The sequence below is a fragment of the Streptomyces sp. NRRL F-2580 genome (genome assembly GCF_000720115.1).
Lineage (GTDB): Bacteria > Actinomycetota > Actinomycetes > Streptomycetales > Streptomycetaceae > Streptomyces.
Window position 1 is genome coordinate 259290 of record NZ_JOIR01000004.1, and the last position, 26330, is coordinate 285619.

Genomic DNA, 26330 nt, shown 5'->3' on the forward strand with positions numbered 1-26330 from the left:
CCTGGGCCCTCCGGGTGGCGAACGCATTTGTCGGGCTGACCCGTACCATTTCGGGACGACTCAGTCAGCCGTACGTATGAGAGGCAGCCCACCTTGTCCCGCCCCCGCCGATCGGCCCGCGCCGCCGCTCTGACGGTGTGGGTCGGCCTGGCGGTGGCGGTGGCGGTGCTCGCGGTGCTGCTCCCGGCCGCGTCCGCTCCCGCGCCCGCCCCGGCGGGCCCGGCGGCGGCCCTGAAGGCGGCCTCGGGCCCGGCGGTGGCCGTCGCCTCCGGATTCCTCGCGGCCCCCGACGACGGCGGTCCGGCCTGCGCCCCCGGATCCCACGATCACGGCGGGCTCCCCGCCGCCCCGGCCCGGGCCGGGGGCGAGCACGCGCACCTCCCGCCGGCGCGGCCGGTGCCCGAGGGGGCGCGGCCGTACGTGCCGATGCCCGTACGGGTCCTCGTACGCGGTCCGGACCGGCCGGCGCCCGGCCCGGTGGAGCTGTCCGTGATGCGGGTCTAGGAGGGCCGCTCCCCCGACCGGTCCGCCTCACCACCCGCAGCACTGGAGCACCCGCGTGTCCTCTTCCTCCCGTTCCTCCTCCCGCAAGCCCCTCCTGTACGCCGCCGGGGTCGCCGTCGCCGCGATCACCCTCGGCCTCGTCTCCTGGCAGGCCACCGCCCCCGCCGAGAAGCGCTCCGCCGGCTCCTCCGCCGCCGCCGCGCCCCGGACCGACCCCGCCGCCGAGCTCAGGGCACTGGCCCGCCGCGAGTCCGGCGACAAGCTCGCCGTGGGCCGCGCCGACGCGCCCGTCGTGCTCATCGAGTACTCCGACTTCAAGTGCGGCTACTGCGGCAAGTTCGCCCGGGACACCGAACCCGAACTGGTGAAGAAGTACGTCGAGGAAGGCACCCTGCGCATCGAGTGGCGCAACTTCACGATCTTCGGCGCCGACTCCGAGGCCGCCGCCAAGGCCGCCTGGGCGGCCGGGCAGCAGGACCGGTTCACCGCCTTCCACGCGGCCGCGTACGCCGACGGCTCCAAGGAGAAGGGCTTCGCCGAGGCGCGGCTCCTGGAGCTGGCCCGGGAGGCCGGGGTCCCCGACCTGGAGCGCTTCAAGACGGACATGGCCGGCGAGCAGGCCGCGGCGGCCCTGCGCAAGGACCAGGAAGAGGGCTACCGCATCGGCGTCACCTCCACCCCGTCCTTCCTGCTGGGCGGCAAGCCGATCGCCGGCGCCCAGCCGCTCGGCACCTTCACGGCCGCCATCGCCGAGGCCAAGGCCGCGGCGGCGAAGCAGTGACCGACATCGGATACCTGGCCGCCCTGCTGGGCGGCCTGCTCGCGCTGCTCAGCCCGTGCAGCGCGCTGCTCCTGCCGGCCTTCTTCGCGTACTCGATCGACTCGGCCTCCCGGCTGCTGGCGCGCACCGGGATCTTCTACGCGGGCCTCGCGAGCACCCTCGTACCGCTGGGGGCGGCCGGCTCGTACGCCGGGCGGTTCTTCCACGGCAACCGTGACCTGCTCGTCCTCGCCGGCGGCTGGCTGATCATCGCGCTCGGGCTCGCGCAGATCCTGGGCCTGGGCTTCGCCTCGAAGCGGATCTCGGACCTGTCGGGCCGGATCCGGCCGACCACCGCCCTGTCGGTGTACGCGCTCGGCGCGGTCTACGGGCTGGCCGGCTTCTGCGCCGGGCCGATCGTCGGCAGCGTCCTGACGATCGCGGCGGTCAGCGGCAGCCCCGTCTACGGCGGCCTGCTGCTGGCGGTCTACGCGCTGGGCATGGCGGTGCCCCTCTTCCTGATGGCCCTGCTGTGGGAGCGGTTCGAGCTGGGCCGGCGACGCTGGCTGCGCGGGCGGGCCTTCACGGTGGGCCGCTTCGAGCTGCACACCACCTCGCTGCTGTCCGGGCTGTTCTTCATCACCCTGGGCGCGCTGTTCCTCGTCTACGACGGGGCGAGCGCGCTGCCGGGGCTGCTGGACGTGGACGACTCGTTCGCGGTGGAGCAGTGGGTCGGCTCGGTGGCGGACGCGGTCCCGGACTGGGCGCTGCTCGGGCTGGTCGCGGCGGGCGCGCTCACCGTCGGCCTGGTGCAGTGGCGCCGCCGCTCCGGCCCCACGGGTGAGGCCGAGTAACGAAGGAAGGCCCCGTCCAATGGACGGGGCCTTCCTGATGGTGGCTGGGGCCGGGGTCGAACCGGCGACCTATCGCTTTTCAGGCGATCGCTCGTACCAACTGAGCTACCCAGCCACGAAACCGTTTCCGGCTTCAGCGATCCTGACGGGACTTGAACCCGCGACCTCCACCTTGACAGGGTGGCGAGCTAACCAACTGCTCCACAGGACCTTGCAGTGTGCGAGAACAAGTCTTGCACACGGTAATGCGTACCCCCAACGGGATTCGAACCCGTGCTACCGCCTTGAAAGGGCGGCGTCCTGGGCCACTAGACGATGAGGGCTAAAGGCCCGCCGGGCACTTCTTCAGCGCGTCGGGGACGTGAGAAGCATATGGGATCCGGGGAGCTATCGCCAAAACGGTTTCTCCCCCGCAAGCGGGAGGCGCCCCCACCGGAGGGACAATGACCGGGTGCTGGAGATGACGCGCGAGGAGTTCGAAGAGCTCGTCGCAGAGGCGCTGGACCGGATCCCGCCGGAGCTGACGCGGCTGATGGACAACGTGGCGGTGTTCGTCGAGGACGAGCCGCCCGCCGATGACCCGGAGCTGCTCGGGCTGTACGAGGGGACTCCGCTGACGGACCGCGGCGAGTGGTACGCCGGGGTGCTGCCGGACCGGATCACCATCTACCGCAACCCCACGTTGCGGATGTGCGAGGACCGGGAGAGCGTGGTCGCGGAGACGGAGGTCACCGTGGTGCACGAGATCGCCCACCACTTCGGGATCGACGACGAGCGGCTGCACGCGCTGGGGTACGGGTGACCCGGCCGGTCCCCGGCGCCGAGGCGATCGACCCGGACGTCGACCTGCACGTCCCCGCACAGCGCGCCGAGCCGCAGGGCCGGGTGCTCGCGGCGGTGGCGGCGGGCGGGGCGGTCGGGGCCGCGGCGCGCTACGGGGTCGCCCTGTTGTGGCCGGCCGGGCCCGGGGCCTTCCCGTGGGCGACCCTCTGGATCAACACGTCCGGGTGCGCGCTGATCGGCGTACTGATGGTCCTGATCAGCGAGGGCGGCCGGACCGCGCCGCATCCGCTGCTGCGGCCCTTCGCCGGGGTCGGGGTGCTGGGCGGCTTCACCACCTTCTCCACCTACGCGGTGGACTTCTCGCGGCTCCTCGACGAGGGGGACGCGGGAACCGCGCTGGCCTACGCCGGACTCACGGTGGTGGCGGCGCTGGGCGCGGTGTGGGCGGCGGCCGCGGTGACCCGGCTCGCGGTCGGGGACGGCGGCGGCCGGCGGCCGGGCCGGGCGGCCCGGTGAACTGGCTGCTCGTGGTGGTGGGCGCGGTCGTCGGGGCGCCGCTGCGCTATCTGACGGACCGTGCGGTGCAGGCGCGGCACGACTCCGTCTTCCCGTGGGGCACCTTCGTGGTCAACGCGGCCGCCTGTCTGCTGCTCGGGGTGCTGACCGGCGCGCTGCTGGCGGGGGCCGCCTCCTCGCGGCTCCAACTGCTGCTGGGGACCGGGCTGTGCGGGGCGCTGAGCACGTACTCGACCTTCTCGTACGAGACGCTGCGGCTGGCCGAGCGCGGCTGGCGGTTCCTGGCGGCGGCGAACGTGGTGATGTCGGTGCTGGTGGGGCTCGGCGCGGTGCACCTCGGGTCGCAGGTGGCGGAGCAGCTGTTCGGCTGAGGGCGCCGAGGGCGTGTCCCTTGCGGGTCAAAGGGAGTTGGGCACATTGACCCGCTCATGCGGACTCTCACCCTCAGGCTCCGGAGGTGCCCCCGTGCGCCAGTTGTCCGCTTCCCTCCGACTGGCCGTCACCGCGCTCGCGGTCGCGGCGACGGCCGGCTGCATGAGCGTCGGCGAGGACGCGGCGAAGCCCGGTCCCTCCTCGTCGGCGGACCGCCGGGGCGGCGCCGAGGCGGGCGCGACCGTCACCGGGCGGGGCTCCGGGGTCCACGGCAACGGGCACGGCACGAAGGACGGTACGGGGAACGGCAAGCCCAAGGAGGACGGCAAGGCCTCCGGCGCGACCGGGGCCTCGCCCAGCCCGGGGGCGCCGAGCGGCCAGCCCGGCGTGCCCGCGCCCTCGGCGGGCGCGGGGGGCGGCGCGGGCGGGCAGGGCCCGCAGGAGCCCCCGGCGGGCGGATCGGGCGGATCGGGCGGTTCCGGTGGGTCGGGCGGCTCCGGGGGCTCCGGCGGATCGGGCGGTTCCGGCGGTGGGCAGCAGCCGGCCAGCCCGACCCCGCAGCCCCCGGCGACGACGCCCCCTGTGACGGAACCCACGCCGGAGCCGCCGAGTCCGCAGCCCGAGCCGACGACCCAGCCGGCGCCCCAGCCCTAGGGCCGCCGGGAGCCCTCCGGGGTCGGGCGGGGTAGCCGGCGCGGGGTGTTTTCGCAGGTCAGGGGTGTTTCGGTCGGACCGACTTGCCAGACCCGGGGGAGGGTGCGTATGGTTATAGATCGTTTGATCCCATTGCCCGGCGCCGAATCCGAAGAGCGCCGTGTGGCGCGTACTCTCCCTAGCCGTGGCTGACCGCATTGAGGCGGTCGATTTGCGATTCACGGAGTTTGGGCGCGTGCCGAGACTCCGGAAGGTTTCGCATTTCGCATGTCCATTTCCAGTTCTGACCGTTCCGTCATGCCCGAGAACGACTCCAACGAGATCGTCGACGCCGAGGCCCTTGTGGTCACCGAGGCCATCGAGGCCGCAGAGGCCGACGAGATCATCGAGGCCCTTGAGGCCGACGTGACGAACGGTGAGTCCGTCGAGGACTCCATCGACGCCGACACCGACTTCGACGACGACGCCGCTGACGCCGAGCCCTCGATCACCTTCGGAGACCTCGGTCTGCCCGAGGGCATCGTGCGCAAGCTCGCCCAGAACGGCGTCACCGCCCCCTTCCCGATCCAGGCCGCGACCATCCCGGACGCCCTGGCCGGCAAGGACATCCTCGGCCGTGGCCGCACCGGCTCCGGCAAGACCCTCTCCTTCGGTCTGCCGACCCTGGCCTCCCTGGCCGGCGGTCACACCGAGAAGAAGAAGCCCCGCGCGATCATCCTCACGCCGACCCGTGAGCTCGCGATGCAGGTCGCGGACGCCCTCCAGCCCTACGGCGACGTGCTCGGCCTGAAGATGAAGGTCGTCTGCGGCGGTACCTCCATGAGCAACCAGATCTACGCCCTGGAGCGCGGTGTCGACGTCCTCGTCGCCACCCCGGGCCGTCTGCGCGACATCATCAACCGTGGCGCCTGCTCCCTGGAGAACGTCAAGATCGCCGTCCTCGACGAGGCCGACCAGATGGCCGACCTCGGCTTCCTGCCCGAGGTCACCGAGCTGCTCGACCAGATCCCCGGCGGCGGCCAGCGCATGCTCTTCTCCGCCACCATGGAGAACGAGATCGGCACCCTGGTCAAGCGCTACCTGACCAACCCCGTCACGCACGAGGTCGACAGCGCGCAGGGCAACGTCACGACCATGACGCACCACGTCCTCGTCGTGAAGCCGAAGGACAAGGCGCCGGTCACGGCCGCCATCGCCGCCCGCAAGGGCCGCACCATCATCTTCGTCCGCACCCAGCTGGGCGCCGACCGCATCGCCGAGCAGCTCGTCGAGTCCGGCGTGAAGGCCGACGCGCTGCACGGCGGCATGACCCAGGGCGCCCGTACCCGCGTCCTCGCCGACTTCAAGGACGGCTACGTCAACGCGCTCGTCGCCACCGACGTCGCCGCCCGCGGCATCCACGTCGACGGCATCGACCTGGTCCTGAACGTGGACCCGGCCGGCGACCACAAGGACTACCTGCACCGCTCGGGCCGTACCGCCCGCGCCGGCAAGTCGGGTGTCGTGGTCTCCCTCGCCCTGCCGCACCAGCGCCGCCAGATCTTCCGCCTGATGGAGGACGCGGGCGTCGACGCCACGCGTCACATCGTCCAGGGCGTCGGCGCCTTCGACCCGGAGGTCGCCGAGATCACCGGTGCCCGTTCGCTGACCGAGGTCCAGGCCGACTCCGCGAACAACGCCGCCAAGCAGGCCGAGCGCGAGGTCGCCGAGCTCACCAAGCAGCTGGAGCGCCTGTCGCGCCGTGCCGTCGAGCTCCGCGAGGAGGCCGACCGCCTGGTCGCCCGCTCCGCCCGTGAGCGCGGCGAGGACCCCGAGGCCGCTGTCGCCGAGGTGGCCGAGGCCGCCGAGGCCGAGGTCGCGGCTGCTGCCGCCGCCGCTGCCGCCGAGATCGCCGCCCAGGAGCGCCGCGAGGAGCAGCGCGCCCAGCGCGACGACCGCGGCAACTTCGAGCGTCGTGACAACCGCGGTGACCGTGGTGACCGCGGCGGCGACCGTGGCGGCTTCCGCCGTGACGACCGAGGCGACCGCGGCGACCGCGGCGGCCGTCCGTCCGGTGGCTTCAACCGCGATGACCGTGGTGGCGAGCGTGGCGGCTTCCGCCGCGACGACCGTCCGTCCGGTGGCTTCCGTTCCGGTGGCGACCGTCCGTCCGGTGGTGGCTTCCGTCGTGACGACCGTCCGTCCGGTGGCTTCAACCGCGACGACCGTGGTGGCGAGCGTGGCGGCTTCCGCCGCGACGACCGTCCGTCCGGTGGCTTCCGCTCCGGTGGCGACCGTCCGTCCGGTGGTGGCTTCCGTCGTGACGACCGTCCGTCCGGTGGCTTCAACCGCGACGACCGTGGTGGCGAGCGTCACCGTCCGTCCGGCTCCGGCTCCGGTTCCGCCGGCGGCTTCGGCGGCCGCCGCGACGACAAGCCGCGCTGGAAGCGCAACGGCTGACCCCAGCTGAGCTGAACTCCTGACAGGGCCCCCACGACTCCGGTCGTGGGGGCCCTGCCGCGTGTTGCTACGATCCCCACACTTTTTGCGGTGGGGGCACGGCGACGCGGAACCCGCGACCGCCCCTGCGCACTTCCTGGGGGTGGGACTTCTTTGAGACGGTCACGTGCGCTGGGCACCGCCGCGCTCGCCTTGGCCATCGGACTCGGCGGCCTGACGGCCGTACCGGCCGCGGCCGGGCCGACGGCCACCGGAGACCTGACGATCGCACCGCCGCCGCACCAGGACCCGGCCCACGAGTACGTCTCCGGCGCCGGCACCGGTCTGGCGATGTGGCGGGACAAGAGCTATCTCTGGCGCAGCCTGCAGGACGGCCGCGAAGCCTCGTACACGGGCTGCCAGGTCGTGTACGGCACGGACGTCTGGTCCGCGGCTTCCGGTGACACCGTCGCCTGCGAGAAGGCCGGCAGCGGCGGGGCGGCGGGGCCGATGGCCCTGCACGACTTCGCCACCGGCAAGAGCGAAACGCTGACCGCCCCCGCGGGCCGGGCCTGGACGAAGGCCTTCTCGCCGTCCCAGGTGCTCGCCACCGAGGTGGACCAGGTCGGCTGGGTCACGCTGCACCTGATCGGCCGGGAGAACGAGCCGCGCAAGGACGTGGCCGTCACCTCGCCGGACCGGTTCGGGATGTACGCCTTCCGCGTGCAGGCCTTCGACCAGAAGGGCGCACTGGTCTCGTACTTGAGCGGCAAGGGGGGCGAAACCGTCGCACTGGTCGACTTCGCCACGGCGACCCTGCGCCCCGTGCCGCTGCCGGACGGTGTCACGGAGACGACCCACACCAAGTTCGGGCTCGGCTCGCAGTGGATCGCGATGGAGAACTCGGGCAAGGTGACGCTGCGTTCGCGCGCCGACGGCAAGGTGACCCGCACCGTCGACCTGTTCCCGGCGTCGATCGAGTCCGTCCAGCCCGTGGGGGACTGGCTGCTCGCCCGGGTCCCGCAGGGCCTGGTCGCCGCGCCGGTCGCGGGCGGAGCGACGCGCACCCTGCTGCCGCGCACCGGGACCGACCCGATCACGCCCGGAGCCGACGGGTCCGCCTACATCGCCGGCGGCACCGACTCCAGCCACTGGGGAATCCACCGCATCGCGGCGGGCCCCGACGGCGCCCCCGTGGTGAAGAAGGTCATGGACGTTGCGCCGAACCCGGCGAACCGCGTGGGGCTCACCTTCGCCCAGGGCCAGCTCGCCGTGAGCCAGGAAGACCCGCAGAAGAGCGTCCAGGGATACACGGCCTCGGCGTCCGGCACCCCGTCGGTGTCCCAGACCCCCACCTGGAAGTGCGACGCGACCGTCAACCTGCAGCTGTGCGGGTTGCAGGACGCCCCCGCCGCCCGGAGCGTCGCGACGGGCGACGGCCGGTTCGTCTCGGTGTCGGCCGTGGACACGGGTGACCCCATGTGCCTCGGCTGCGGGATCGCGCTGAACGTGATCGACGCGGGCGCCGGCGGCTCGATCCGCCAGGTGCCGCTGCCCCACAAGACGCGGCTGCAGCCCGTCCAGGTGGAGCAGGCCTCGGGCCGCTACGTGCTCTTCGCGGCGACCGAGAACTCCGCCCTGCGCTACTTCGTGGCCGACATCGACGCCGGACGGATCCTGGACACCAAGGCCGTGGCCCAGTCCGTGCTGTGGGGCTCCACCCTGTGGGCTCCCGAGGGTGACAAGGGGGTCGTGGCCGGGACCGATCTGCGGACAGGCCAGGTCACGCAGCGGGTCGACCTCGGTTCCGGCTGCCGTCCCTTCGAGCTCAAGGTCAACGGCGACTGGTTCTACTCCACCTGCTCCTACTACGGGGACGACCCGGCCGCCTACCACGCGCCCACCAAGAAGCGGATCCCGCTGCCCTTCACCCCACAGCCCTTCATGGTGCGGCTCGGTGACGGCTACCTCGTGCACCAGGCGGGCGTCGGCCTGGAGATCACCAACCTGCGCTCCGGCGCGCCGGTCCGCGAGCCCGACATCGCCGTGTACGCAGGCTCGTTCGGCACCGGCTGGACCATCGACCGGTTCGGCGGCCGCCTGGCCTACACGGACGCGAGCGAGACCGTGCACCTGGTCGGGGTCGCCGGCAAGGCCTCCCCGCTCGCGGTGATCGACCAGGATCTCGCCGCCACCGTGGACTTCAGGCAGGCGAAGACCTGGCAGGCCCGCTGGTGGGTGTCCAAGCCGGTCGCGTCCTGGAAGCTGATGGTGCGCAACAAGACGTCCGGCATCACCACGGTCGTGCGCACCGGAGGCGAGGCGCGCGGCGTGATCGCCCCCTCGTGGGACGGCAAGTCCCCGACGGGCACGTACCTCTTCACCGGCGAGTACGAGTGGACGCTCGTGGCCCGGCCGACCGACGGCCAGGGCGCCGAGGTCAGGACTTCCGGGACGGTCAAGGTGACCGGTGTCCCGTCCGCCGCCCGACCCCCGGTGCGCCGGTGAACTGACGGCGACAGGCCGGTCAGTCGATACCCGATCGGCTGACGGGCGCTGTCCGGCTATGCTCTGGGGTGAGCACCTGGAGGGCCATTAGCTCAATTGGCAGAGCAGCGGACTTTTAATCCGTTGGTTGTCGGTTCGAGTCCGACATGGCCTACCGCTCAAGGGCGGGGGCGAAGCCCCCTGCCCGGCGCCCAGCGCCCCTTCCGGTTCCGGCCGGAGGGGGCGCTTGGTCGTTCTCGGCCGGCCCGCGCGAGCGGACGTCCCGTCATTCCCCGGGGGCGGGCCGGAAAACCCGGTGAACCTCCCGGCCGGCGCGGGTAGCGTCGCGCCCGTGACTCCGGTTCTGCGCACCGAACGCCTGCTCCTCGACCCGTACGTCCCCGAGGACGAGGAACGCTTCGTGGCCCTCTTCCAGGACACCCGGGTGTCCCGGTGGATGGGGGACGGCCCCGCCACGGAGGCCGAGGACCGGGCCCTCTTCGGGCGGGTCTTCACGAAGGTCTACGCCGAGGACCTCTTCGACGTCTGGGCCGTGCGGCGGGGCGGCGAGCTGATCGGGCACGCCGAGATCAAACGGACCGACGAGGTCGACGGGTACGAGATCATCTACGCCCTGGCCCCCGCCGCCTGGGGATCGGGCCTCGGCACCGAGATCGCGGAGGCGATCGTCGCGTACGCCTTCGCCGGCCTCGGCCTGACCGAGGTGCACGCCACCGTGGCCGCCGCCAACACGGCCTCCCTGAGCCTGCTGAAGCGCATCGGTTTCACGCACGTCCGGGACCTGCGGGAGGACGACGGCTCCACCACCCACGTCCTGACCCGCCGGCGCACACCCGCGGACGGCTGATCCACGCCCGTACGCGGAAGCGCCCCACCCGGACGGACCGGGCGGGGCGCTTTTGCGTACAAGTGTGGATCAGGCGGAGAGGCCGCGGCGGCGGCCGAGCCAGGCGGCGGCCGAGCCGAGCGCGACCAGGGCGGCGGCGAGGCCGGCGTACAGACCGGTGGAGGAGCCGGCGCCGGTGGTGGCGAGGGAGCCGGTGGCAGGGGTCGCCGTGGTCGCCGTGGTGGCCGTCGTGGTCGAGCCCGTGGTCGTCACGTTGCCGTTGCCGGTGGAGGTGGCGACGGCCGGCTGCACCGAGGGGGCGGTGGAGGGAGCGGTGGACGGGGTGGTGGAGGGGGTGTCGGTGGGCACCGTCTCCGCGAACGGGACGAGCGGGAACTGCACGGAGCCGGTCTTCAGCGGGTAGGAGTTGCCCTCCGCGTGACGGACCTCGGCCTCCATCGTGATCGTGGTCTTCTTCGTCAGCTTGGTGTGGTTGCCGAGGCTGACCCGCAGCGGCAGGGTGTGGACGCCGTCGGCGGCGCCGAAGCCCTTGGGGATCCGCGGCAGCTCGTAGCGGCTGTCCTCGGCCTTCAGGTCCTGCCAGCGGCCGTCGAACAGGGCCTGCACGCGGAAGTCCGCCTCCTGCTCGCCCGGGTGGGACAGGCTCAGGCTGGTCGCGAGGGCGGTGCCGAAGGTGCCCTCGCCGGTGGCCTGGTAGTTCAGGTCCAGGTACGCGCGCTGCTCCTGGCCGTCCTTGCCGGAGCTGACCTGCTTGAACCAGGTCTTCAGCTCGCCCGTCTTGATCTGCGGGTCGACCTTGAAGGTGTGCGAGTCCGCGCCACCGGGGGCCACGGAGTTGTTGTAGCTGGTGGCGTTGAGGCTGAAGTCCCCGTCGTTGGTGGGGTAGTTCGCGCCGAGGCCGATGGTGACCTTCCAGGTCATCTTGCCGTTGGCGGGGATGTCGAAGCCGCCCTTGTCACCGCCCGGCTCGCCGGCGGGGAAGAAGGTGCCCTGCCACCCGCCGTCCTGCTGGCCGATCGAGGAGTTGGTCGCCGGGGCGTCCACCGCCTCGACCTTGAAGACGACGTCGTCCTTCTTCAGGCGGCTCGGGCCGGTCGGGTCCACGAGCATCCACGGGTTGTACGTGACGACCTTGCCGGTCGGGTTCTTCACCGTCAGGTCGAAGGACTCGGTGGCGCCCCCGCGGGTCAGCGGGCCGCTCGGGACGGGAGCGCCCATCTCCGTACGCAGCACGGCGTGGTCGTCGGTGGCGGGTGCGGCGGACGCGGCGGTGGCCGAGAACGGCAGCAGAGTGGTGACAACGCCGGCGACGACTGCGATGGCGGCTGCGGTGCGAACGGACATGGTGGACTCCCCCCGGGAATCACAGGGGCATCGGCGGAGTGCCGAGCCGGTTGGGTGTGGTGGGTGTCGCCCGCCGGTTCGTGTTCCCCCTGGCCTTGGCGACAGGTGAATCATCGCCCGCGCCCGATCCCGGAACGATCCCCGAAGTGTCACCGGCGTGCAACAGAGATGATCTTGGGGCGCGAGGTGCCTGCCCGGGGTCGGTTTTAAGGCCTTGACCTGCGGTGATGTCGATCAGGGGGCGGGCCGGGCGTTAATTGGCGAAGGGCTCCCCCCGGATGGCGTAGAGTTGTGTTTACCGACGCGGGGTGGAGCAGCTCGGTAGCTCGCTGGGCTCATAACCCAGAGGTCGTAGGTTCAAATCCTGCCCCCGCTACTCAGTACGAAGGCCCGGTTCCCCTTGGGGAGCCGGGCCTTCGTCGTTTCCCGGTCCCGGTCCCGGTTCCGCTCCTCACGGCTCGTCACCCGTCCGGCCGCCGCCGGGTCGCCACCGGCCGCGCCTGCCGCCAGCCTTGAGGTGCGAGGCGGCGGCGGGCCCGCATCCGTACGAGGGACCCGGGCGGCAGGAGAGCAGCGTGGCGGGGCTGGGCCGGCAGGGCAACGGTGGGCGCGCGGGCGGTCGCGGGAGCGGTGGCGGGAGCGGTCCGGCCCGGCAGGTGGTCCGGGTGCTGCCGGGTGCGCTGATCGCTCTAGGAACGGTCTTCAATCTGCTGACCCCGCCCAGCTTCACCGGATCCCCCTTCTTCTCGGCGGCCCCGCTCGTCGCCGCCCCGCTGTACACGTTCCGGGCCACGGTGCTGACCGGCCTGCTGGCCTCGCTCGCGGTGTTCCTGCTGCACCTCGACAACGGCACCGGCCGGAAGGTCGAGGCGCTGACCGAGCTGGTCACCGTGGTGACCGTGTCCGGGCTGGCGCTCCTGATCAACCGGGTGGTGCGGCGCAGCGGCGAGCGGCTCGCCTCCGCGCGCGGGATCGCCGAGGCCGCGCAACGGGCGGTGCTGCCGAAGCCCGCCGAACGCATCGGGGGGTTGCACGTCTGCGCCTGGTACGAGGCCGCGCAGGCCGACGCCTTCATCGGCGGGGACCTGTACGCCGTCCAGGACACCCCGTACGGAGTGCGGCTCGCGGTGGGTGACGTACGGGGCAAGGGGCTGGGGGCGGTGGAGGCCGTGGCGGTGGTCCTCGGGGCGTTCCGGGAGGCGGCGGAGACCGAGCCCACGCTGGAGGCGCTGGCGCAGCGGCTGGAGCGGGCCCTGGCCCGGGAGGGCACCCGGCGCGACGGCCTGGACGCGGTCGAGGGGTTCACCACGTGCGTGCTCGGGGAGATCCCGCCGGGCGCGGGGGTGCTGCGGCTGCTCAACCGGGGGCATCCGGAGCCCCTGCTGCTGCACGGGAACGGGGAGCTGGCGGTCCTCGCCCCGGCGGAGCCCGCCCTGCCGCTCGGCATGGGGGAGCTGGGCGGCCGGCCGGACCGGACGGAGGAGTGGGCCTTCCCCGCGGGCACCACCCTGCTGCTCTACACGGACGGGCTGAGCGAGGCCCGGGACCGGGCGGGCGACTTCTACGATCCGGCGGCCCGGCTGCGCGGACGGATCTTCCCCGGGCCGCACGCCCTGCTCAGCGCGCTCAGCAGCGATGTGCGCCGGCACACGGGCGGCGGGGCCACGGACGACATGGCGCTGCTCGCGGTGGGCCGGCCGGAGCCGCGGCATCCGGAGCGGCGTAGGACCGTGCCGGTGGTGCGTCGAGGCGACGCTGTGTAACGCACTGTGTTCGAACTGACGCTCTCTGCAAGTTTATTGACAAGACGTCATGTTCCGGGTGTGGCCGAAGAGATGAGGGAGTTGCTTGATTTTTGCCCGGGTTGAGGGCTGTCTGTGGCGAAAAGGCCTGGCCGGAGCCAGCCATTGCGTGGCCGATTGGTGCGAACGATCAAGCGCAACAGCTTGGAATCACTCCCCTGCGTCTATTACCTTTCGATAACGCAGCGCGGTCGTCCCAGCCGTCGCAAGAGACGGCGCCGTGCGCGTGCGCGTCAATGAGGAGTGTGCCCCGGTGGCCTCCAACTTGCCTGCCCCTGAAGGCACCGAGATCCAGGAGCCGCCCACCGCGGGTGCCTGGGGCGAGTGGAACCCCACCGAGGACTCGGTCCGTCCGGTCCGCGGCAAGCACCGGATCGCCAAGCAGCGCGGGGGACTTGCGCGCAGTTCCACCGTGCTCGGCGTCGGCGTCATCGCGGCGGTCGGCGCCGGCGGTATCGCTCACGCGCAGGACCGGCCGCAGGTCGCGATATCCCTGCCGTCGATGCCCGACCTGCCTGATCTGCCCCATCTGATGTCCGGCGACGACTCGCGGCAGTCGGACGGTGGTTCCGGCTCGGCGGCCCAGGCGGCCGCGCGCACGGGGATCATCGCGCAGCAGAACGACACCGGCGCCGCCGACGCCGGCGAGGTGCTGCTCAACCGCATCCTCCAGCAGGCCGAGTCCCAGCAGAGCGCCGCCGAGGCCAAGGCCCGGGCGGACGCCGAGCGGGCCGCGCAGGAGACCGCCGCCCAGGAGGCCAAGGACAAGCTGGAGGCGGCCCGCCAGGCGGCCGAGGAGGCCAAGGCCCAGGCCGAGGCGAAGGCCGCGGAAGAGGCCGAGGCCGCGAGGAAGGCCGCCGAGGCCAAGGCCGAGCAGGAGCGCGCCAGATCGGCCGGCGGCTACTCCCTGCCGACCTCCGCCTACACCCTCACCTCGCACTACGGGGACTCCGGCTCCATGTGGTCCTCCGGCCACCACACCGGCCTGGACTTCGCCGCCCCGACCGGCACCCCGGCCAAGGCGGTGGCCGCCGGAAAGATCACCTCGGCCGGCTGGTCCGGCGCGTACGGCTACCGGATCGTGCTGGAGCTCGAGGACGGCACGGAGGTCTGGTACTGCCACCTGTCCTCGATGTCCGTGACCTCGGGCGCGGTCGGCGCCGGCGAGACCATCGGCCGCGTCGGCGCCACCGGCAACGTCACCGGACCCCATCTCCACCTGGAAGTACGCAAGGGCGGCTCGACGATCGACCCGCTGGCCTGGCTGGAGTCCAAGGGCCTGAACGTCTGAGCTCCGGCTCCGCCCGCCGCGGCACGGGTACGGCGGGCGGCGCGGCCGCGGGCGCGGAGACGGCCAGGGGGGCCCGCAAGGGGTCGAACGACGGCGGCAGCAGCTCCTCCATGACCGCGGCCCGGGCCAGCGCCGGGCCCGCCGTCGCACGGTGCTGCCAGAGCCGGTGCAGCAACTCCCTTTCCCGGCCGGCGAAGTCCGGCTCCCCCAGCGGGCCGCCGCGGCGCGCCCGGTTCCGCAGCAGGGCCAGGGCGGCCGCGTCCGCCTCGTACCGGGCGACCGCGCGTCCGGCGGCCCGGCCACCGGTGCGCCGGGCCAGGGCACGCGCCAGTGACCGGGCCGGCACCGAAGCCAGCGCCGGCACCTCGGCGGGGCCGATCCAGCCGGCGGCCGCGTACACCGCCAGCTCCCCGGACACGACCCGCAGCCGGCCGCGCCGTATCCACACGGCCAGCCACACCAGCAGTCCGAAGGCCGGGACCATCACGAAGGCGTAGACCGTGTAGAAGCCGTGGTCCCCGAACCGTGAGGAGCCGTTCCACAGCGCGTGCATGCCCATGGCCGGCGCCAGGCCGAGCAGCGGCAGGCAGATCCGGCGGGAACGGCGCGCGCTGAGCGCGGCCGCGCCGAAACCGAGCCCGGTGAGCACCGTGAACAGCGGGTGCGCGAACGGCGACAGCACTATCCGGACGAAGAAGGTCGCCGCCGTCACCGACTCCAGCACGCCGGAGCCCTCGGCGAGGTCCTCACCGTAGGCGTTGCCGAGGTAGAGGATGTTCTCGGTGAAGGCGAAGCCGGTGGCGGTGAATCCGGCCACGACGAAACCGTCGGCGGGGCCGGTGAAATGGCGCCTTCGGAACACGAACACCAGCAGCAGGGCCGCCGCCTTGGCGCTCTCCTCCACCACCGGGGCGACGGCCACCGAGCCCAGGTGATCGGCGTCGGAGGGGTCGGCGGTGGCCGCGGCTATCCACTCGGTGGCGAAGTTGTTGGCCAGTATCGCGATCAGCGCCGCGGCGCAGGCGCCCCAGCCGAAACAGAACAGCAGCTGCGGCCAGGGCGCGGGCGCGGCCCGGCCGAGCCACCGGAAGGCCGCCATGAGCGGCGCCACCGGCAGCACGGCCAGACCGAGACCGACGAGGAAGCCCGGGGTGCCGGTCTGCTCCCGCACGAGTTCGAGGATCGAGATGCCGGTGACGGCGAGCAGGGCGAGGAGCACGCACGTGCGGACCGTGCCCGACGGACGTGCGAGCACAGCGAGGAGCGCTCGGAACACACCATGACCCTAGCGATCCGGTCTGACACGCGCCGTGACGTTGTCAGTTCTCCGTGCGACGGAAGAGCAAGTCGTGTACGACGTGGCCCTTGTCGAGGCCCTGGCCCTCGAAGCGGGTGAGCGGCCGGAACGCGGGGCGCGGCGCGTAGCCGCCGTCGGCCTGCGTGTTCTCGAAGTCCGGGTGCGCGGTGAGGACTTCGAGCATCTGCTCGGCGTACGGCTCCCAGTCGGTCGCGCAGTGCAGCACGGCCCCGGGGGCCAGGCGGGTGGCGGCCAACGTGAGGAACTCGGGCTGGATCAGCCGGCGCTTGTGGTGGCGGGCCTTGGGCCAGGGGTCCGGGAAGTACACGCGGATCCCGGCGAGGCAGTCGGCCGGCAGCATCTCGCGGAGAAGGATGATCGCGTCGCCGTTGGCCACGCGGACGTTGGTCATCCCGCCGCGCTCGGCGAGCGCGAGCAGGTTGCCCTGCCCGGGGGTGTGCACGTCGGCGGCGAGGATCCCGGTGCCGGGGTCTTCGGCGGCCATCTGCGCGGTGGCCTCGCCCATGCCGAAGCCGATCTCCAGGACGACGGGGAGGCCGTCGAACATCGCCTTCAGGTCGATGACCTCGCGGCCGTCGATGTCCAGGCCCCAGGTGCCCCACAAGCGCTTCAGGGCCTCGCCCTGACCGGTGGTGACCCGGCTGCGCCGGGGCTGGAAGCTCCGGATCCGCCGCTCGTGGTGCGAGCCGGCCGGATCCGGCGAGGGCCCGTCGGGGAAGCGGGGCTCGGTCCGCCACTTGGGCGGCACGTACGAACTCGCCTCCGGCGCGGCGTCCGGGAGGCTGGGCGGCTGGGGGTTCAGGGACTCAGACACAATGCCGTGATTCTACGACGGGGGGTCGGTACGCCGCCGCGCGTGCGGCGGCGCTGCCGGGGCTCCGCCCCGGACCCTCCCCCGGACTCCGTCCGGGCCCCGCCTCAAACGCCGGCGGGGCTGGATCTTCAGCCCGTCCGGCGTTTGAGGACCGGGCCCGGGCAGAGCCCGGTAGGGGTCCCTCCCGGACGGAGTCTGGGGGAGGTGAAAGGGCGGGGCGTGGAGATGGCTCCGCGCAGTGGGACGGTCGCGGCCGTCGGCCCGGGCTTCGAGGCCGCTCAGGTCGAGCCGAGGGTTCGAAGGGCTCGGGAGGCGATCTCGCGGCCGATCGGGAGCGAAGCGGTGGCCGCGGGCGAGGGGGCGTTCAGGACGTGGACCGTGCGCGGGGCGTCCCGGATCAGGAAGTCGTCCACCAGCGTCCCGTCCCGCAGGACGGCCTGCGCGCGGACCCCGGCCGCCGCGGGCCGCAGGTCCGCCGGGGTGACGGCCGGCAGCAGCCGCCGTACCGCCCGGGTGAAGGCCTGCTTCGACAGCGAGCGGTGGATCTCGCCCGTCCCGTACCGCCAGTGCCGTGCGGCCATCCGCCAGGACCCCGGCCAGGCGAGCTCGTCCGCGAGGTCCCGGGGCCGCACCGTCGACCAGGCGTAGCCCTCGCGGGCCAGCGCCGGGACCGCGTTGGGTCCGACGTGGACCCCGCCGCCGATGCCCCGGGTGAGGTGGACCCCGAGGAAGGGGAACGCCGGGTCGGGTACCGGGTAGACCAGCCCGCGGACCAGTTCCGGGCGGGCCAGGTCGTAGTACTCGCCCCGGAAGGGGATGATCCGCATCCCCGGGTCGTCGCCGGCCAGGCGGGCGATCCGGTCGCACTGGAGCCCCGCGCAGTTCACCAGCACCCGCGCCCGGACCACCAGCCCGGAGGTGGTGCGGACCGCCACCGCCGACGCGCGGCGGGAGATCAGGTCCACCGCGCCGCCGTAGACGATCTCCGCGCCCGAGGACTCCGCCAGCTGGGCGCTCACCCGGCCGTAGTCCACGATCCCGGTGCTGCCGACGTGGATCGCGGCCAGGCCCCGGACCTCCGGCTCGTACTCGCTGATCTGCGCCGGGCCCAGCTCGCGCACCGGGATGCCGTTCTCCCGGCCGCGCTGGACCAGGGCGTGCAGCCGCGGCAGCTCCTCCCGCTCCGTGGCGACGATCAGCTTGCCCGTCACCTCGTGCGGAATCCCGTGCTCCGCGCAGAACTTGACCATCTCGGCGGCGCCGCTCACCGCGAAGCGCGCCTTCAGGGACCCCGGGCGGTAGTAGATCCCGCTGTGGATCACACCGCTGTTGCGGCCGGTCTGGTGCCGGGCCGGGCCCGGTTCCTTCTCCAGGACGACCACCTTGGTCCCCGGAGCCAGGCTCGACAAGGCATGCGCCGTCGACAGGCCGACGATCCCGCCGCCGATCACCAGCACATCGCAGTCCACGCCCACGCCGCCGCCCACGCTGACACCTCCCACCCCTGCATACTGCACCCCGGCACCGACAACGAGGCCACGCGGGTACCGGGCCCGCCTTCCGGTCAGGTCCTACGCCGGCGTGACCAGCAGCGGCCGGGCCCGCTCGCGCAGCTCCGCCACGCGCGGCTCGTCCCCGTACGGTTCCAGCCGGTGCAGCAGGTCCCGTACGTATTCGGTCGTCCGCGCCGAGGAGATCCTGCCCGCCACCTCCACCGCCCGGGTGCCCGCCGCGCACGCCGCGTCGAGATTGCCCGACTCCAGCTCGGCGACCGCGCTCACCACCAGCCGCAGCCCGTGCGAGCGCACGTACTCCTCGGTCGGCCGGGACAGTGCCTGCTCGGTGAAGCGCCGTACCTGCCGGGGCAGTTTCAGATCCCGGTAGCATTCTGCCGCATCCGCCGCGAAACGGTCGTACGAGTAGAAACCCAGCCAGGTCGGATCCGGATCGCCCTCCCGGGACCGCTCCAGCCAGCCCTCCGCCGCCCGCAGCGCCGCACCGGCGGCCGTCGAATCGCCCGCCTTCGCGTGCGCCCGCGCCTCGACCAGCCGGAAGAAGCTCATCGTGCGGGCGGTGGCGAGGCCGCGGTTGCGCTCGACGGCCGCCTGCGCGAGGTCCACGCCCTCGTCCGGGAAGTCCCGGTAGGTCGCCTGCAGGGACATCGAGGCCAGTACGTACCCGCCGAGCGGTACGTCCGCGGCCGCGCGGGCGAGCCGCAGCGCCTGGATGTAGTAGCGCTGGGCGGCCTCCTGCTGGCCGGTGTCGAAGGCCATCCACCCGGCCAGCCGGGTCAGTTCGGCAGTCGCGCCGAACAGGGCGCGGCCCACCTCGTCGGTGTAGGAGCCGAGCAGCAGCGGCGCCGCGTCCACCCGCAGGCACTCCGGGACCATCGACGAACGCCAGTCCCCGCCGCCGTACTTGGAGTCCCAGCGGCGCGCGTCCTCGGCCGCCTCGCGCAGCTTCGTCACATCGCTGTGGCCCACGCGCTGTCCGTGGTCGCGCGGCGTTTCGGCGGCGGGCTGCGCGGGCACAACGGTGGACGGCGGGCCCGACGCCTGGCCTGCCATCGGGCCGGTCACGGGTCCGGTCGTGCGGCCTTCCGGGGAGGGCCGCGGACCTGGTGCCGTCGCCTCGTGTGCCGGAGCCGAAGCGGGCGTCTCGGTCGTCGCCGCGTCGTGAGCCGAGGGGGTGGCAGCAGGTACGGGGCTCTGCGCCGCGGTGCCGTGGACCGCCGGGCCGTGGACTGCCGAACCGTGTGCGCCGGGGCCATGGGCTCGCCGCGCCACCGAGCCGTCGGCAGGAGATATCAGCCAACGCGAGGCCGGCGTCGCGTACGCCGCCACCGAGAAGGAGCCCGCGAGCGACTGCCAGATCCCGCCACCGCCGCGCCGCCCGGCGAGGTCGAGCCGGTAGAGGTCGGTGGCCGAGCGCACCGCCGCGCCGACGTCGCGCGGGAAGGCCAGGCCGACCTCGGGCGCGGGGTCCGCGTCCGCCAGTCCGATCTCGTGCAGCGGCACCGGCCGCCCCAGCTTCGCGCCGATGGCGGCGGCGATCAGGTGCGGGGCAGCGCCCTGCGGCACCATCCCCTTCGACACCCACCGGGCCACCGACGTCTTGTCGTACCGAAGCGTCAGGCCGCGCTGTGCGCCGAGGTCGTTGACCCGCCGGGCCAGCCCGGCGTTGCTGATGCCCGCGAGGGCGAGGACGGCGCCGAGCTTCTCATTGGGCTCGCGGAGCTCCCTGGACATGCGCCACCCCTCGTCACACGCGGAACGCATACGCCGCCGGGGCATAGGCGCCCGGCATTTCGTAAACCCAGCGTAGTTCCCCGCCTCCCAAGCGTTAAGGCCCTTACTTCCGTATGGCGGGATTGTTGTCCGTTTGCACAGTCCGCCCCGGACCCGGTGCCGGGGCGCACGTGTCATCGCGTGCTCCGTCCGTGTGGCCGTGCGCCCGCCCGTGCGCTCTGGCCGGTCCGGGGGTCCGGCGATTCGATGTGCGGTGCGTGGGTCGGCCCGCTGCGCGGATCGGGCGGGCCGGGGGATGCCGCTACCTCAATCCCCGCGGGTGGCGGAACGGTCCGGGGGGCGGATTCCGCCTCCCGGACCGCGCCCGCGCACCGGGCTCCGCCGGCCCGGGAGGGCTCTTCCGACGGCCGAAGAATGGCTGAAAGCGACCTATGGGGCGGTGGGAACGGAACGCCAAATACCGCGTGGCCGGGGCGTGTTCGTTTGCATGTGCGCCCCCTATAACCACTCTCGCACGCCTGTCCCGTGGCAGCATGGACCCGAGCCACCCGGGGTCCCGCCGGCCGCGCCCTCAGCGCTGACCGTACTGCCCGTGCCCCGGTCATGTGCCCACAGGCTGGGGAGGCGGCGGTGCGCTGGTTGGTGGGTTGGAGCAGTATCGCCGCGAGCTTCGGCACGGCCGGCCGGGTCAACGGCCACGGCTCGGGGCACACCCCCGGGTACGCCGCCGACCATGGCTCCGGCCAGGGCGGATACGGCCAGGGCGGATACGGCGACTCAGGCCGGGGCGGATACGCCGAGGCCGGCGCCCCGCTCCGCGGCGGCCTCGCGGACGCGGCCCACGCGGACGACCCGGGCGCGGACGCCGAACGCACCGTGCACCCCGTGGGCGCCCAGCTCCTCTGGGGCGACCCCGACCCCCTCTGGGCCGTCGGCGACTGGCGCCCCGACGAGATCCGCACCGTCACCGCCGACCCCGCCGACCCCTTCACCCGGCTCGCCGTCCTCGGCTGCTGCGGCGCGACCGACGCCGAGTTGAGGCGGGCCCTGTACGCCGCCCGCGGCGGAGCCCTGCGCCACCTCACCCAGTGGTCGGGCAGCTACACCGCCGTCGTGCAGGCCGGCCGCCGGATCACCGTCGTCGGCGACCTCGCGGGCGCGCGCCCCGTCTTCTACACCCCGTGGGCGAGCGGCACGGCGTACGCCACCGCCGCCCTCCCCCTCGCCGACCTCATCGAGGCGCAGCTCGACATCGGCCATCTCGCCGCCCTGCTGGCCTGCCCCGACAGCCCGGAGGCACTGGGCGACGGCACACCGTACGCCGGGGTGCGCCGCATCCCGCCCGGGCACGCGCTCATCCTGCGCGAGGGCTCCCGCGAGATCACCGGCTACGAGCAGGTCGCCTCGCTCGCGGTGGCCGCCCCCGAGGCCGATCCCGAGCGCGCGGTGGAGGGCGTACGGGAAGCGTTGGTGGACGCGGTGCGCGCCCGGCTCACGGCGCCGCGGCATGCTCCCGACACGCTGCCGCCGTACGATCCCGGCCCCGTGCCCGGCATGGGCCCCGCCGACCGGCGCGCGGCCCGCGGCGCCCCGGCCCCCGGGGTGGGCGCAGACCTCTCCGGCGGCAGCGCCTCCGCGACCCTCGCCCTGCTCGCGGCCGGTCTGCCGGGAGCCCCGGGCACCCTGCTGAGCCCCGCCGGGGCGCGGCTGCTCGCGGTCACCTTCAACGACCTGGCCACCCCGCAGGGACGCGAGGCCGAACTGGAACGGGCCCGGGCCATCGCCGCCGACCCGCGCCTGCACCACGTCGTGGTGGCCGCCGCCGAGGAGGCCCTCCCGTACGCCGAACTCGACGGCCCGCTCACCGACGAACCCGGCCCCTCGCTCGTCTTCGCCGCCCGCGAGCGGCGCAGACTCGCCGCCGGCTCGGCCGACCACTTCACCGGCCACGGCGCCCGTCAGGTCCTCGACGCCCATCCGGCGCGCATGGCCGATCTCCTGATGGACCGCCGCCGCCGCCACCTGCTGCGCCCGGTGGCGGCGCTGGCCCGTTCGGCCTCCGCCTCCGGAGCTTCCGGGGAGTCCCTGCTGGTGCCGCTCACCGTGTATTCGGCGGCCCGCAGACTCGCCCGTACGACGTACCGCGCGGGCATGGAAGCCGCCGCGGCCCGGCTCCGCGAGGGCGGGGTCACCGAGCGCGCCTCCGGTCCGGTGGACGCTTCCCTCGCCGCCCTGACCTGGTCACGGCCGGGACCTGCGGCCGGCTGGCTCACGGGCGAGGCCCTGGCGGAAGTATCGATCCGGCTCACGGTCGCGGCCGGCCGGCCGCCGCTGTCGCTGCGGCCGGGGGAGGCCCGGGCCCGTGCGCTGCTGGCCCGGCACGCCGCCGACCACCGGGTGTTCGAACAGGCCGTGGAGGTCCGCAGCCAGCGCCTGCACGCCCCCTTCCTGGACAACCAGGTCGTACGCGCCGCCCGCGCCCTCCCCGAGTCCCTGCGCGTCCAGCCCGGGGCCCGGGCGGAGATCCTGCGCAGCGTCCTGGCCTCGGCCGGGGTGCGCGAGCTCCCGCCGGGCTGGGGTGCCACGGCCCACACCCCGAACGAGACGGCGACCCGGCTGGGGCTGCGCGCCGCCCTCAGCGAGCTGCTGTCGCTCTTCGCCTCGCCGCTGCTCGCGGACGCGGGCCTGATCGAGGCCCGGGTGGTGCGCCAGGCCCTGCTCGACGCGGCGGACGGCCGACCGGTCCCGCTGGACGGGCTGGCGGAACTCGTCTCGATGGAGCTGTGGCTGCGCCGGCTCCTGGCCCGCCGCGGCACCTGCTGGACGGGGACCTCGACGGCGCGCCGGCGGGCGGTGCCGGAGGGGGTCCCGGTGCACCGCCCGGCGCTGTCGTGACGCTGCTCGTCCGCAGTCGCCCGCCGTCGGTTCAGGAGCCGAGGACGAGGGCCGTCGCGATCGCCGGGCCGAAGGCGCCGCCGAGCTGGTAGCAGAGGGTGAAGAGGCCGATGGCCGTGGGGCGCTGGGCGTCGGGGACGCTCGACGCGGCGTGCGTGGACAGTACGGCGTTGGCTCCGGTCGCGCCGAACACGCCGCCCATGGTGGCCAGGAGCAGCAGGGGTCCGTGGCTCGCGAAGACCGCGGCCAGGGCCGCCAGGGTGCCGATCCCGATCAGCACGGTGCGTACGGCCACCCGCCCCATGCGCGCCGAACCCGCCGCCAGCAGCCAGGAGAGCGCGGATCCGACGAGCAGCGCCACGAGCTGACCGGTGCCGGCCGCGCCGGTGTCCCAGCCCGCGCGGTCCGAGATCAGCCGGGGCACGGCGAACAGCAGCGTGAAGTACGAGGTCGACAGCGCGAGCGCCAGCAGCGCGGAGCCGAGGAAGAGGGGCCTGCGGATCAGCGCGGCCGGGACGAAGCCCTCGGGGCGCCGGCGTATGTGGAGCGCGAGCAGCACGGCGGCGAGGGCCGCGCAGCCGAGGGCGACGGCCGGTGCGTGGGGCAGCAGGACCAAGGCCGTGGCCAGCAGCGTCAGCAGTGCGGCGCCGCGTGCGTCGAACCTGCTCTGCGGGGCGGCGGCCGGGGCCTTCGCGTACTTGCTCACCGCGGGCACCGCCAGCAGCGAGATCAGGGACACCGAGAGCGAGAGCCGCCACGAGACGGCGTGCGAGAGCTGGGCGCCGAGGAGCGGGCCGGTCGCGCCGAGCATGCCGAAGCCCGCGCTGATGACGCCCATGCGGCGCGCCGAACCGGCCAGGCTCATCGCGGCCGCCACCAGACCGGCGCCGCCGGCGGCCTGCGCGGCCCGCCCGAGGAGGGTCAGCGGAAGCCAGGGGGACGCGGCGACGAGGAGCGTACCGCCGAGCAGGAGGGCGCTGGACAGCCGGAGCACCGGCGCCAGGCCGCGGCGGCGCAGCAGTCCGGCGAGCAGCGGGATGGCGACGGCCATGGCCCAGGCGAAGGCGGCGACGAGCCAGGCGGCGGTGGAGGTGGCCACCCCGAGGGAGCCGGCCATGTCCGGAAGGATCAGCACGGGGGCGTTGGCAGCGGCGGCGACGGGGGTGGCCAGCAGCGCCAGCCAGAGGACGGGGACGAGGCGGGGCCGGGCGGCGGCGCTGCCGGCGGTGATCGTGCGCGTGGCGGTCGTGCCCTCGGCGGTCGTGCTCGTAGCGCTCGTACTGGTGGTCATGGTGGCGCCAGCTCCGATCCATCTGAAGGTTCAGAATCTCAACGTTGAGATAAAATCAGAGGAGTCCTCTCAACGTCAAGTGTCTCAACGTTGAGATAGTCTGGGGTGTAAGACGACGCAAGAGGATGAGGACGCGACATGAGTGACGCAGTGGACGCGATCGTCGGCCAGTGGGCGGCCGAGCGCCCCGAGCTCGCGCCGGGCCTGTGGGCCGTCGAGGTGGTGGCCCGCATCCAGCGGATGAACCGCATCGTCGACCGCCACCTCAAAGCCTTCGCGGCCGAACGGGACCTGGAGGTGGGCGAGCTCGACATCCTCTTCACCCTCCGCCGCTCCGGCCCCCCGTACGCGCTGACCGCCGGCGCCCTCATCCCCGCCGCCATGGTGACCTCGGGCGCGATCACCAACCGCATCGACCGCATGGAGGCCAAGGGCCTGGTCGAGCGGGTCCGGGACGGGCAGGACCGCCGCTCGGTCCGCATCCGCCTCACGGAGCAGAGCCTCGCGCTCACCGAGTCGCTGATCACCGACCACCTCAGCCGCTACGCCGAACTGCTCGCCCCCCTCGACGCCGCCACCTGCGCCACGGTCGCGGGGGCCCTGCGCACGCTGCTGGAGGACAACGGAGACGTCTCGATCACCTGAGCCCTGCCGCGGGGGCAGAATTGGCGGGTGCGGTATCTCATCCTGGGCGTCACCGAGGCGCGCGACGAGACCGGCGCCCCCTTCCCGATAGGCGGCGCCCGCCTGCGCGCGCTCCTCGCCGCCCTCGCCCCGCGCGCGGGCCGCCGGGCCTCCGTCGCCGACCTCGTCGACGACGTCTGAGGCGACGATCCGCCCCAGGACGCACCCGCGGCCCTCCAGGCCCTCGTCGCCCGGCTGCGCCGAGCGCTCGGCAGCCGGGACTCCATCACCGCCGAGCCCGCCGGTGGCTACCGCCTGGCCGCCGCCCCCGACGACATAGACCTGCACCGGTTCACCCGGCTGGCGGCCCAGGGCGGCCGGGAGCTGGCCGCCGACCCGGCCGCCGCCGCCCGCACCCTCGCCGCCGCCCTCTCCCTCTGGCGCGGGCCAGCCCTCGCCGACCTGCCCGAGCCCGCCCGCGCGGCCCACGCCGCGGGCGCCGAGGCCCGCCGCTCCACCGCCGTGCGCGACCGCATCGAGGCGGACCTGCGCAGCGGCGCCGCCGCCCCGGCCGCGCTCCTGTCGGAGATCGAGGCGCTGATCGAGGAGGCCCCGTACGACGAGCCGCTGCGCGCCCAGCAACTGCGCGCCCTACGCGCCGCCGGCCACCCCGCCGACGCCCTGGCCGCCTACGAACGCACGCGCCGCACCCTGTCCGACGCGCTCGGCACCACCCCCGGCCCCGAACTCACCGCCCTCCACGCCCAACTCCTGCACCCCACGGACCCGCCGACGCCGTCCCCGCAGCCGGGGCCGTCCCCCAAGCCCGAGCCGCCGGCCCCGCAGCCGACGGCCCAGCCCGACCCCGGGGCCGCGCAGCCCGGGGCCGCGCAGCCCGGGGCCGCGCAGCCCGGGGCCGCGCTGTCCGCGGCCCGGCAGCCCGCGGCCCCGCAGGCTACGGCCGACAGCGCGGCCCGGGGCAACCTCCGGCCCCGCCTGACCTCCTTCGTCGGCCGCGAGCCCGAACTGGCCTCCCTGCGCGCGGACCTGGCCCGGCTGCGCCTCGTCACCCTCACCGGCCCCGGCGGTTCCGGGAAGACCCGCCTCGCCGAACACGCGGCCGCCGCCCACCCCGAAGCCGGCTGGATCGTCGAACTCGCCCGCCTCGACCACCCCGCGGCCGTCCCCGGAGCCGTCCTCAGCGCCCTCAGGCTGCGCGAGAACTCCCTGGTCGCCCGCGAGAACACCGCCGCCACCGACCCCACCACCCAGCTCGTCGAGCACTGCGCGCACCGCAGCCTGCTCCTCGTCCTCGACAACTGCGAGCACGTCATCGGCGCCGCCGCCGAGCTGGCCGAGGAGCTCCTCGCGCGCTGCCCCGGTGTACGGATCCTGGCCACGAGCCGTGAACCGCTCGGTGTGCCGGGGGAGTCGCTGCGGCCGGTGGAGCCGCTGCCCGATCCCGTCGCGCTGCGCCTGCTCGGCGA

Annotated in this window: 20 protein-coding genes, 5 tRNA genes and 1 pseudogene; 17 read left to right on the plus strand and 9 right to left on the minus strand. The window is 73.9% G+C overall.

Features of this window, described 5'->3' with window-relative positions:
* The first annotated feature begins 93 nt into the window (after window positions 1–93).
* The 3 genes from IF88_RS0105940 to IF88_RS0105950 are packed head-to-tail and all read left to right on the plus strand — an operon-like array spanning window position 94 to window position 2118.
* Entirely contained in the window at window positions 94–504 is a 411-nt protein-coding gene (locus IF88_RS0105940; protein WP_030707994.1) for a hypothetical protein, read from the plus strand.
* 55 nt (window positions 505–559) lie between these two features.
* Entirely contained in the window at window positions 560–1285 is a 726-nt protein-coding gene (locus IF88_RS0105945) for a DsbA family protein (protein ID WP_030707995.1), read from the plus strand.
* Entirely contained in the window at window positions 1282–2118 is an 837-nt protein-coding gene (locus IF88_RS0105950; protein ID WP_030707996.1) for a cytochrome c biogenesis CcdA family protein, read from the plus strand. Before IF88_RS0105945 ends, IF88_RS0105950 begins: the two co-directional genes overlap by 4 nt.
* Window positions 2119–2156: 38 nt before the next feature.
* Here the strand turns inward: IF88_RS0105950 and IF88_RS0105955 are convergent.
* The 3 genes from IF88_RS0105955 to IF88_RS0105965 all read right to left on the minus strand — a co-directional run bounded on the left by IF88_RS0105955 (window position 2157) and on the right by IF88_RS0105965 (window position 2441).
* Window positions 2157–2233: transfer RNA gene (locus IF88_RS0105955), tRNA-Phe, on the minus strand.
* A gap of 22 nt (window positions 2234–2255) precedes the next feature.
* Window positions 2256–2329, minus strand: a tRNA-Asp gene (locus IF88_RS0105960).
* 39 nt (window positions 2330–2368) lie between these two features.
* A tRNA-Glu gene (locus tag IF88_RS0105965) sits at window positions 2369–2441 on the minus strand.
* A gap of 128 nt (window positions 2442–2569) precedes the next feature.
* Here IF88_RS0105965 and IF88_RS0105970 point away from each other — a divergent pair.
* The 8 genes from IF88_RS0105970 to IF88_RS0106005 all read left to right on the plus strand — a co-directional run bounded on the left by IF88_RS0105970 (window position 2570) and on the right by IF88_RS0106005 (window position 10216).
* Entirely contained in the window at window positions 2570–2920 is a 351-nt protein-coding gene (locus IF88_RS0105970) for a metallopeptidase family protein (protein WP_030012899.1), read from the plus strand.
* Window positions 2917–3417: a FluC/FEX family fluoride channel gene (locus IF88_RS0105975; protein WP_030707998.1), complete on the plus strand. Its 501-nt coding sequence runs from the start codon at window positions 2917–2919 to the stop codon at window positions 3415–3417. Before IF88_RS0105970 ends, IF88_RS0105975 begins: the two co-directional genes overlap by 4 nt.
* Window positions 3414–3788, plus strand: coding sequence for a fluoride efflux transporter CrcB (gene crcB / locus IF88_RS0105980; protein WP_030707999.1), 375 nt, complete (start codon window positions 3414–3416; stop codon window positions 3786–3788). Before IF88_RS0105975 ends, crcB begins: the two co-directional genes overlap by 4 nt.
* 94 nt (window positions 3789–3882) lie before the next feature.
* Complete coding sequence (locus IF88_RS0105985; RefSeq protein WP_030708000.1) at window positions 3883–4443, plus strand: hypothetical protein; 561 nt, start codon at window positions 3883–3885, stop codon at window positions 4441–4443.
* A gap of 297 nt (window positions 4444–4740) precedes the next feature.
* Window positions 4741–6882: a DEAD/DEAH box helicase gene (locus IF88_RS0105990; RefSeq protein WP_030708001.1), complete on the plus strand. Its 2142-nt coding sequence runs from the start codon at window positions 4741–4743 to the stop codon at window positions 6880–6882.
* Window positions 6883–7035: 153 nt separating this feature from the next.
* A complete protein-coding gene (locus IF88_RS0105995; RefSeq protein ID WP_158754295.1) occupies window positions 7036–9369 on the plus strand; it encodes a hypothetical protein in 2334 nt (777 codons plus the stop codon).
* 81 nt (window positions 9370–9450) lie between these two features.
* Window positions 9451–9523: transfer RNA gene (locus tag IF88_RS0106000), tRNA-Lys, on the plus strand.
* Window positions 9524–9700: 177 nt separating this feature from the next.
* A complete protein-coding gene (locus IF88_RS0106005; RefSeq protein ID WP_030708005.1) occupies window positions 9701–10216 on the plus strand; it encodes a GNAT family N-acetyltransferase in 516 nt (171 codons plus the stop codon).
* Window positions 10217–10285: 69 nt separating this feature from the next.
* Here IF88_RS0106005 and IF88_RS46435 read toward each other — a convergent pair whose 3' ends face one another.
* Window positions 10286–11560, minus strand: coding sequence for a hypothetical protein (locus IF88_RS46435; protein ID WP_030708007.1), 1275 nt, complete (start codon window positions 11558–11560; stop codon window positions 10286–10288).
* A gap of 302 nt (window positions 11561–11862) precedes the next feature.
* Between IF88_RS46435 and IF88_RS0106015 the strand changes: the two genes are divergently transcribed.
* The 3 genes from IF88_RS0106015 (at window position 11863) to IF88_RS0106025 (ending at window position 14653) form a co-directional block, all read left to right on the plus strand.
* A tRNA-Met gene (locus IF88_RS0106015) sits at window positions 11863–11936 on the plus strand.
* Window positions 11937–12135: 199 nt separating this feature from the next.
* Window positions 12136–13323 carry a PP2C family protein-serine/threonine phosphatase gene (locus IF88_RS0106020; protein ID WP_030708009.1) on the plus strand — a complete coding sequence of 396 codons (1188 nt, stop codon included), beginning with the start codon at window positions 12136–12138 and terminating at the stop codon, window positions 13321–13323.
* A gap of 292 nt (window positions 13324–13615) precedes the next feature.
* On the plus strand, window positions 13616–14653 hold the full coding sequence (locus IF88_RS0106025) for a M23 family metallopeptidase (protein WP_030708011.1): 1038 nt from the start codon (window positions 13616–13618) through the stop codon (window positions 14651–14653).
* On the opposite strand, the gene IF88_RS0106030 is transcribed toward IF88_RS0106025, so the two are convergent.
* The 4 genes from IF88_RS0106030 to IF88_RS0106045 all read right to left on the minus strand — a co-directional run bounded on the left by IF88_RS0106030 (window position 14562) and on the right by IF88_RS0106045 (window position 20033).
* On the minus strand, window positions 14562–15929 hold the full coding sequence (locus IF88_RS0106030) for a PrsW family intramembrane metalloprotease (RefSeq protein ID WP_030708013.1): 1368 nt from the start codon (window positions 15927–15929) through the stop codon (window positions 14562–14564). The two genes, IF88_RS0106025 and IF88_RS0106030, sit on opposite strands and share 92 nt — an antisense overlap.
* Before the next feature lie 43 nt (window positions 15930–15972).
* Window positions 15973–16719: a tRNA (guanosine(46)-N7)-methyltransferase TrmB gene (gene trmB / locus IF88_RS0106035; RefSeq protein WP_234323448.1), complete on the minus strand. Its 747-nt coding sequence runs from the start codon at window positions 16717–16719 to the stop codon at window positions 15973–15975.
* Window positions 16720–17063: 344 nt separating this feature from the next.
* A complete protein-coding gene (lhgO, locus tag IF88_RS0106040) occupies window positions 17064–18302 on the minus strand; it encodes an L-2-hydroxyglutarate oxidase (RefSeq protein WP_199808033.1) in 1239 nt (412 codons plus the stop codon).
* 54 nt (window positions 18303–18356) lie between these two features.
* The gene (locus IF88_RS0106045; protein WP_030708019.1) at window positions 18357–20033 is read right to left on the minus strand and encodes a sporulation protein; all 1677 of its coding nucleotides are present in this window, start codon (window positions 20031–20033) and stop codon (window positions 18357–18359) included.
* Window positions 20034–20663: 630 nt separating this feature from the next.
* Between IF88_RS0106045 and IF88_RS0106050 the strand changes: the two genes are divergently transcribed.
* Window positions 20664–22928 carry an asparagine synthase-related protein gene (locus IF88_RS0106050; protein ID WP_051836511.1) on the plus strand — a complete coding sequence of 755 codons (2265 nt, stop codon included), beginning with the start codon at window positions 20664–20666 and terminating at the stop codon, window positions 22926–22928.
* A 31-nt stretch (window positions 22929–22959) separates the two neighbouring features.
* On the opposite strand, the gene IF88_RS0106055 is transcribed toward IF88_RS0106050, so the two are convergent.
* Window positions 22960–24219, minus strand: a complete 1260-nt coding sequence (locus tag IF88_RS0106055) for an MFS transporter (RefSeq protein ID WP_051836513.1) — start codon at window positions 24217–24219, stop codon at window positions 22960–22962.
* 138 nt (window positions 24220–24357) lie between these two features.
* Between IF88_RS0106055 and IF88_RS0106060 the strand changes: the two genes are divergently transcribed.
* A complete protein-coding gene (locus IF88_RS0106060; RefSeq protein WP_030708025.1) occupies window positions 24358–24864 on the plus strand; it encodes a MarR family winged helix-turn-helix transcriptional regulator in 507 nt (168 codons plus the stop codon).
* 27 nt (window positions 24865–24891) lie between these two features.
* A pseudogene (locus IF88_RS40060) lies at window positions 24892–26330 on the plus strand (BTAD domain-containing putative transcriptional regulator); the annotation flags it as partial.

What these genes read in the sequence shown, in the direction of transcription:
- IF88_RS0106060 (WP_030708025.1), top strand. Translation starts at nt 24,358, where the DNA reads ATGAGTGACGCAGTGGACGCGATCGTCGGCCAGTGGGCGGCCGAGCGC.
- IF88_RS0105990 (WP_030708001.1), top strand. Translation starts at nt 4,741, where the DNA reads ATGCCCGAGAACGACTCCAACGAGATCGTCGACGCCGAGGCCCTTGTG.
- IF88_RS46435 (WP_030708007.1), bottom strand. Translation starts at nt 11,560, where the DNA reads ATGTCCGTTCGCACCGCAGCCGCCATCGCAGTCGTCGCCGGCGTTGTC.
- IF88_RS0106045 (WP_030708019.1), bottom strand. Translation starts at nt 20,033, where the DNA reads ATGTCCAGGGAGCTCCGCGAGCCCAATGAGAAGCTCGGCGCCGTCCTC.
- IF88_RS0106055 (WP_051836513.1), bottom strand. Translation starts at nt 24,219, where the DNA reads ATGACCACCAGTACGAGCGCTACGAGCACGACCGCCGAGGGCACGACC.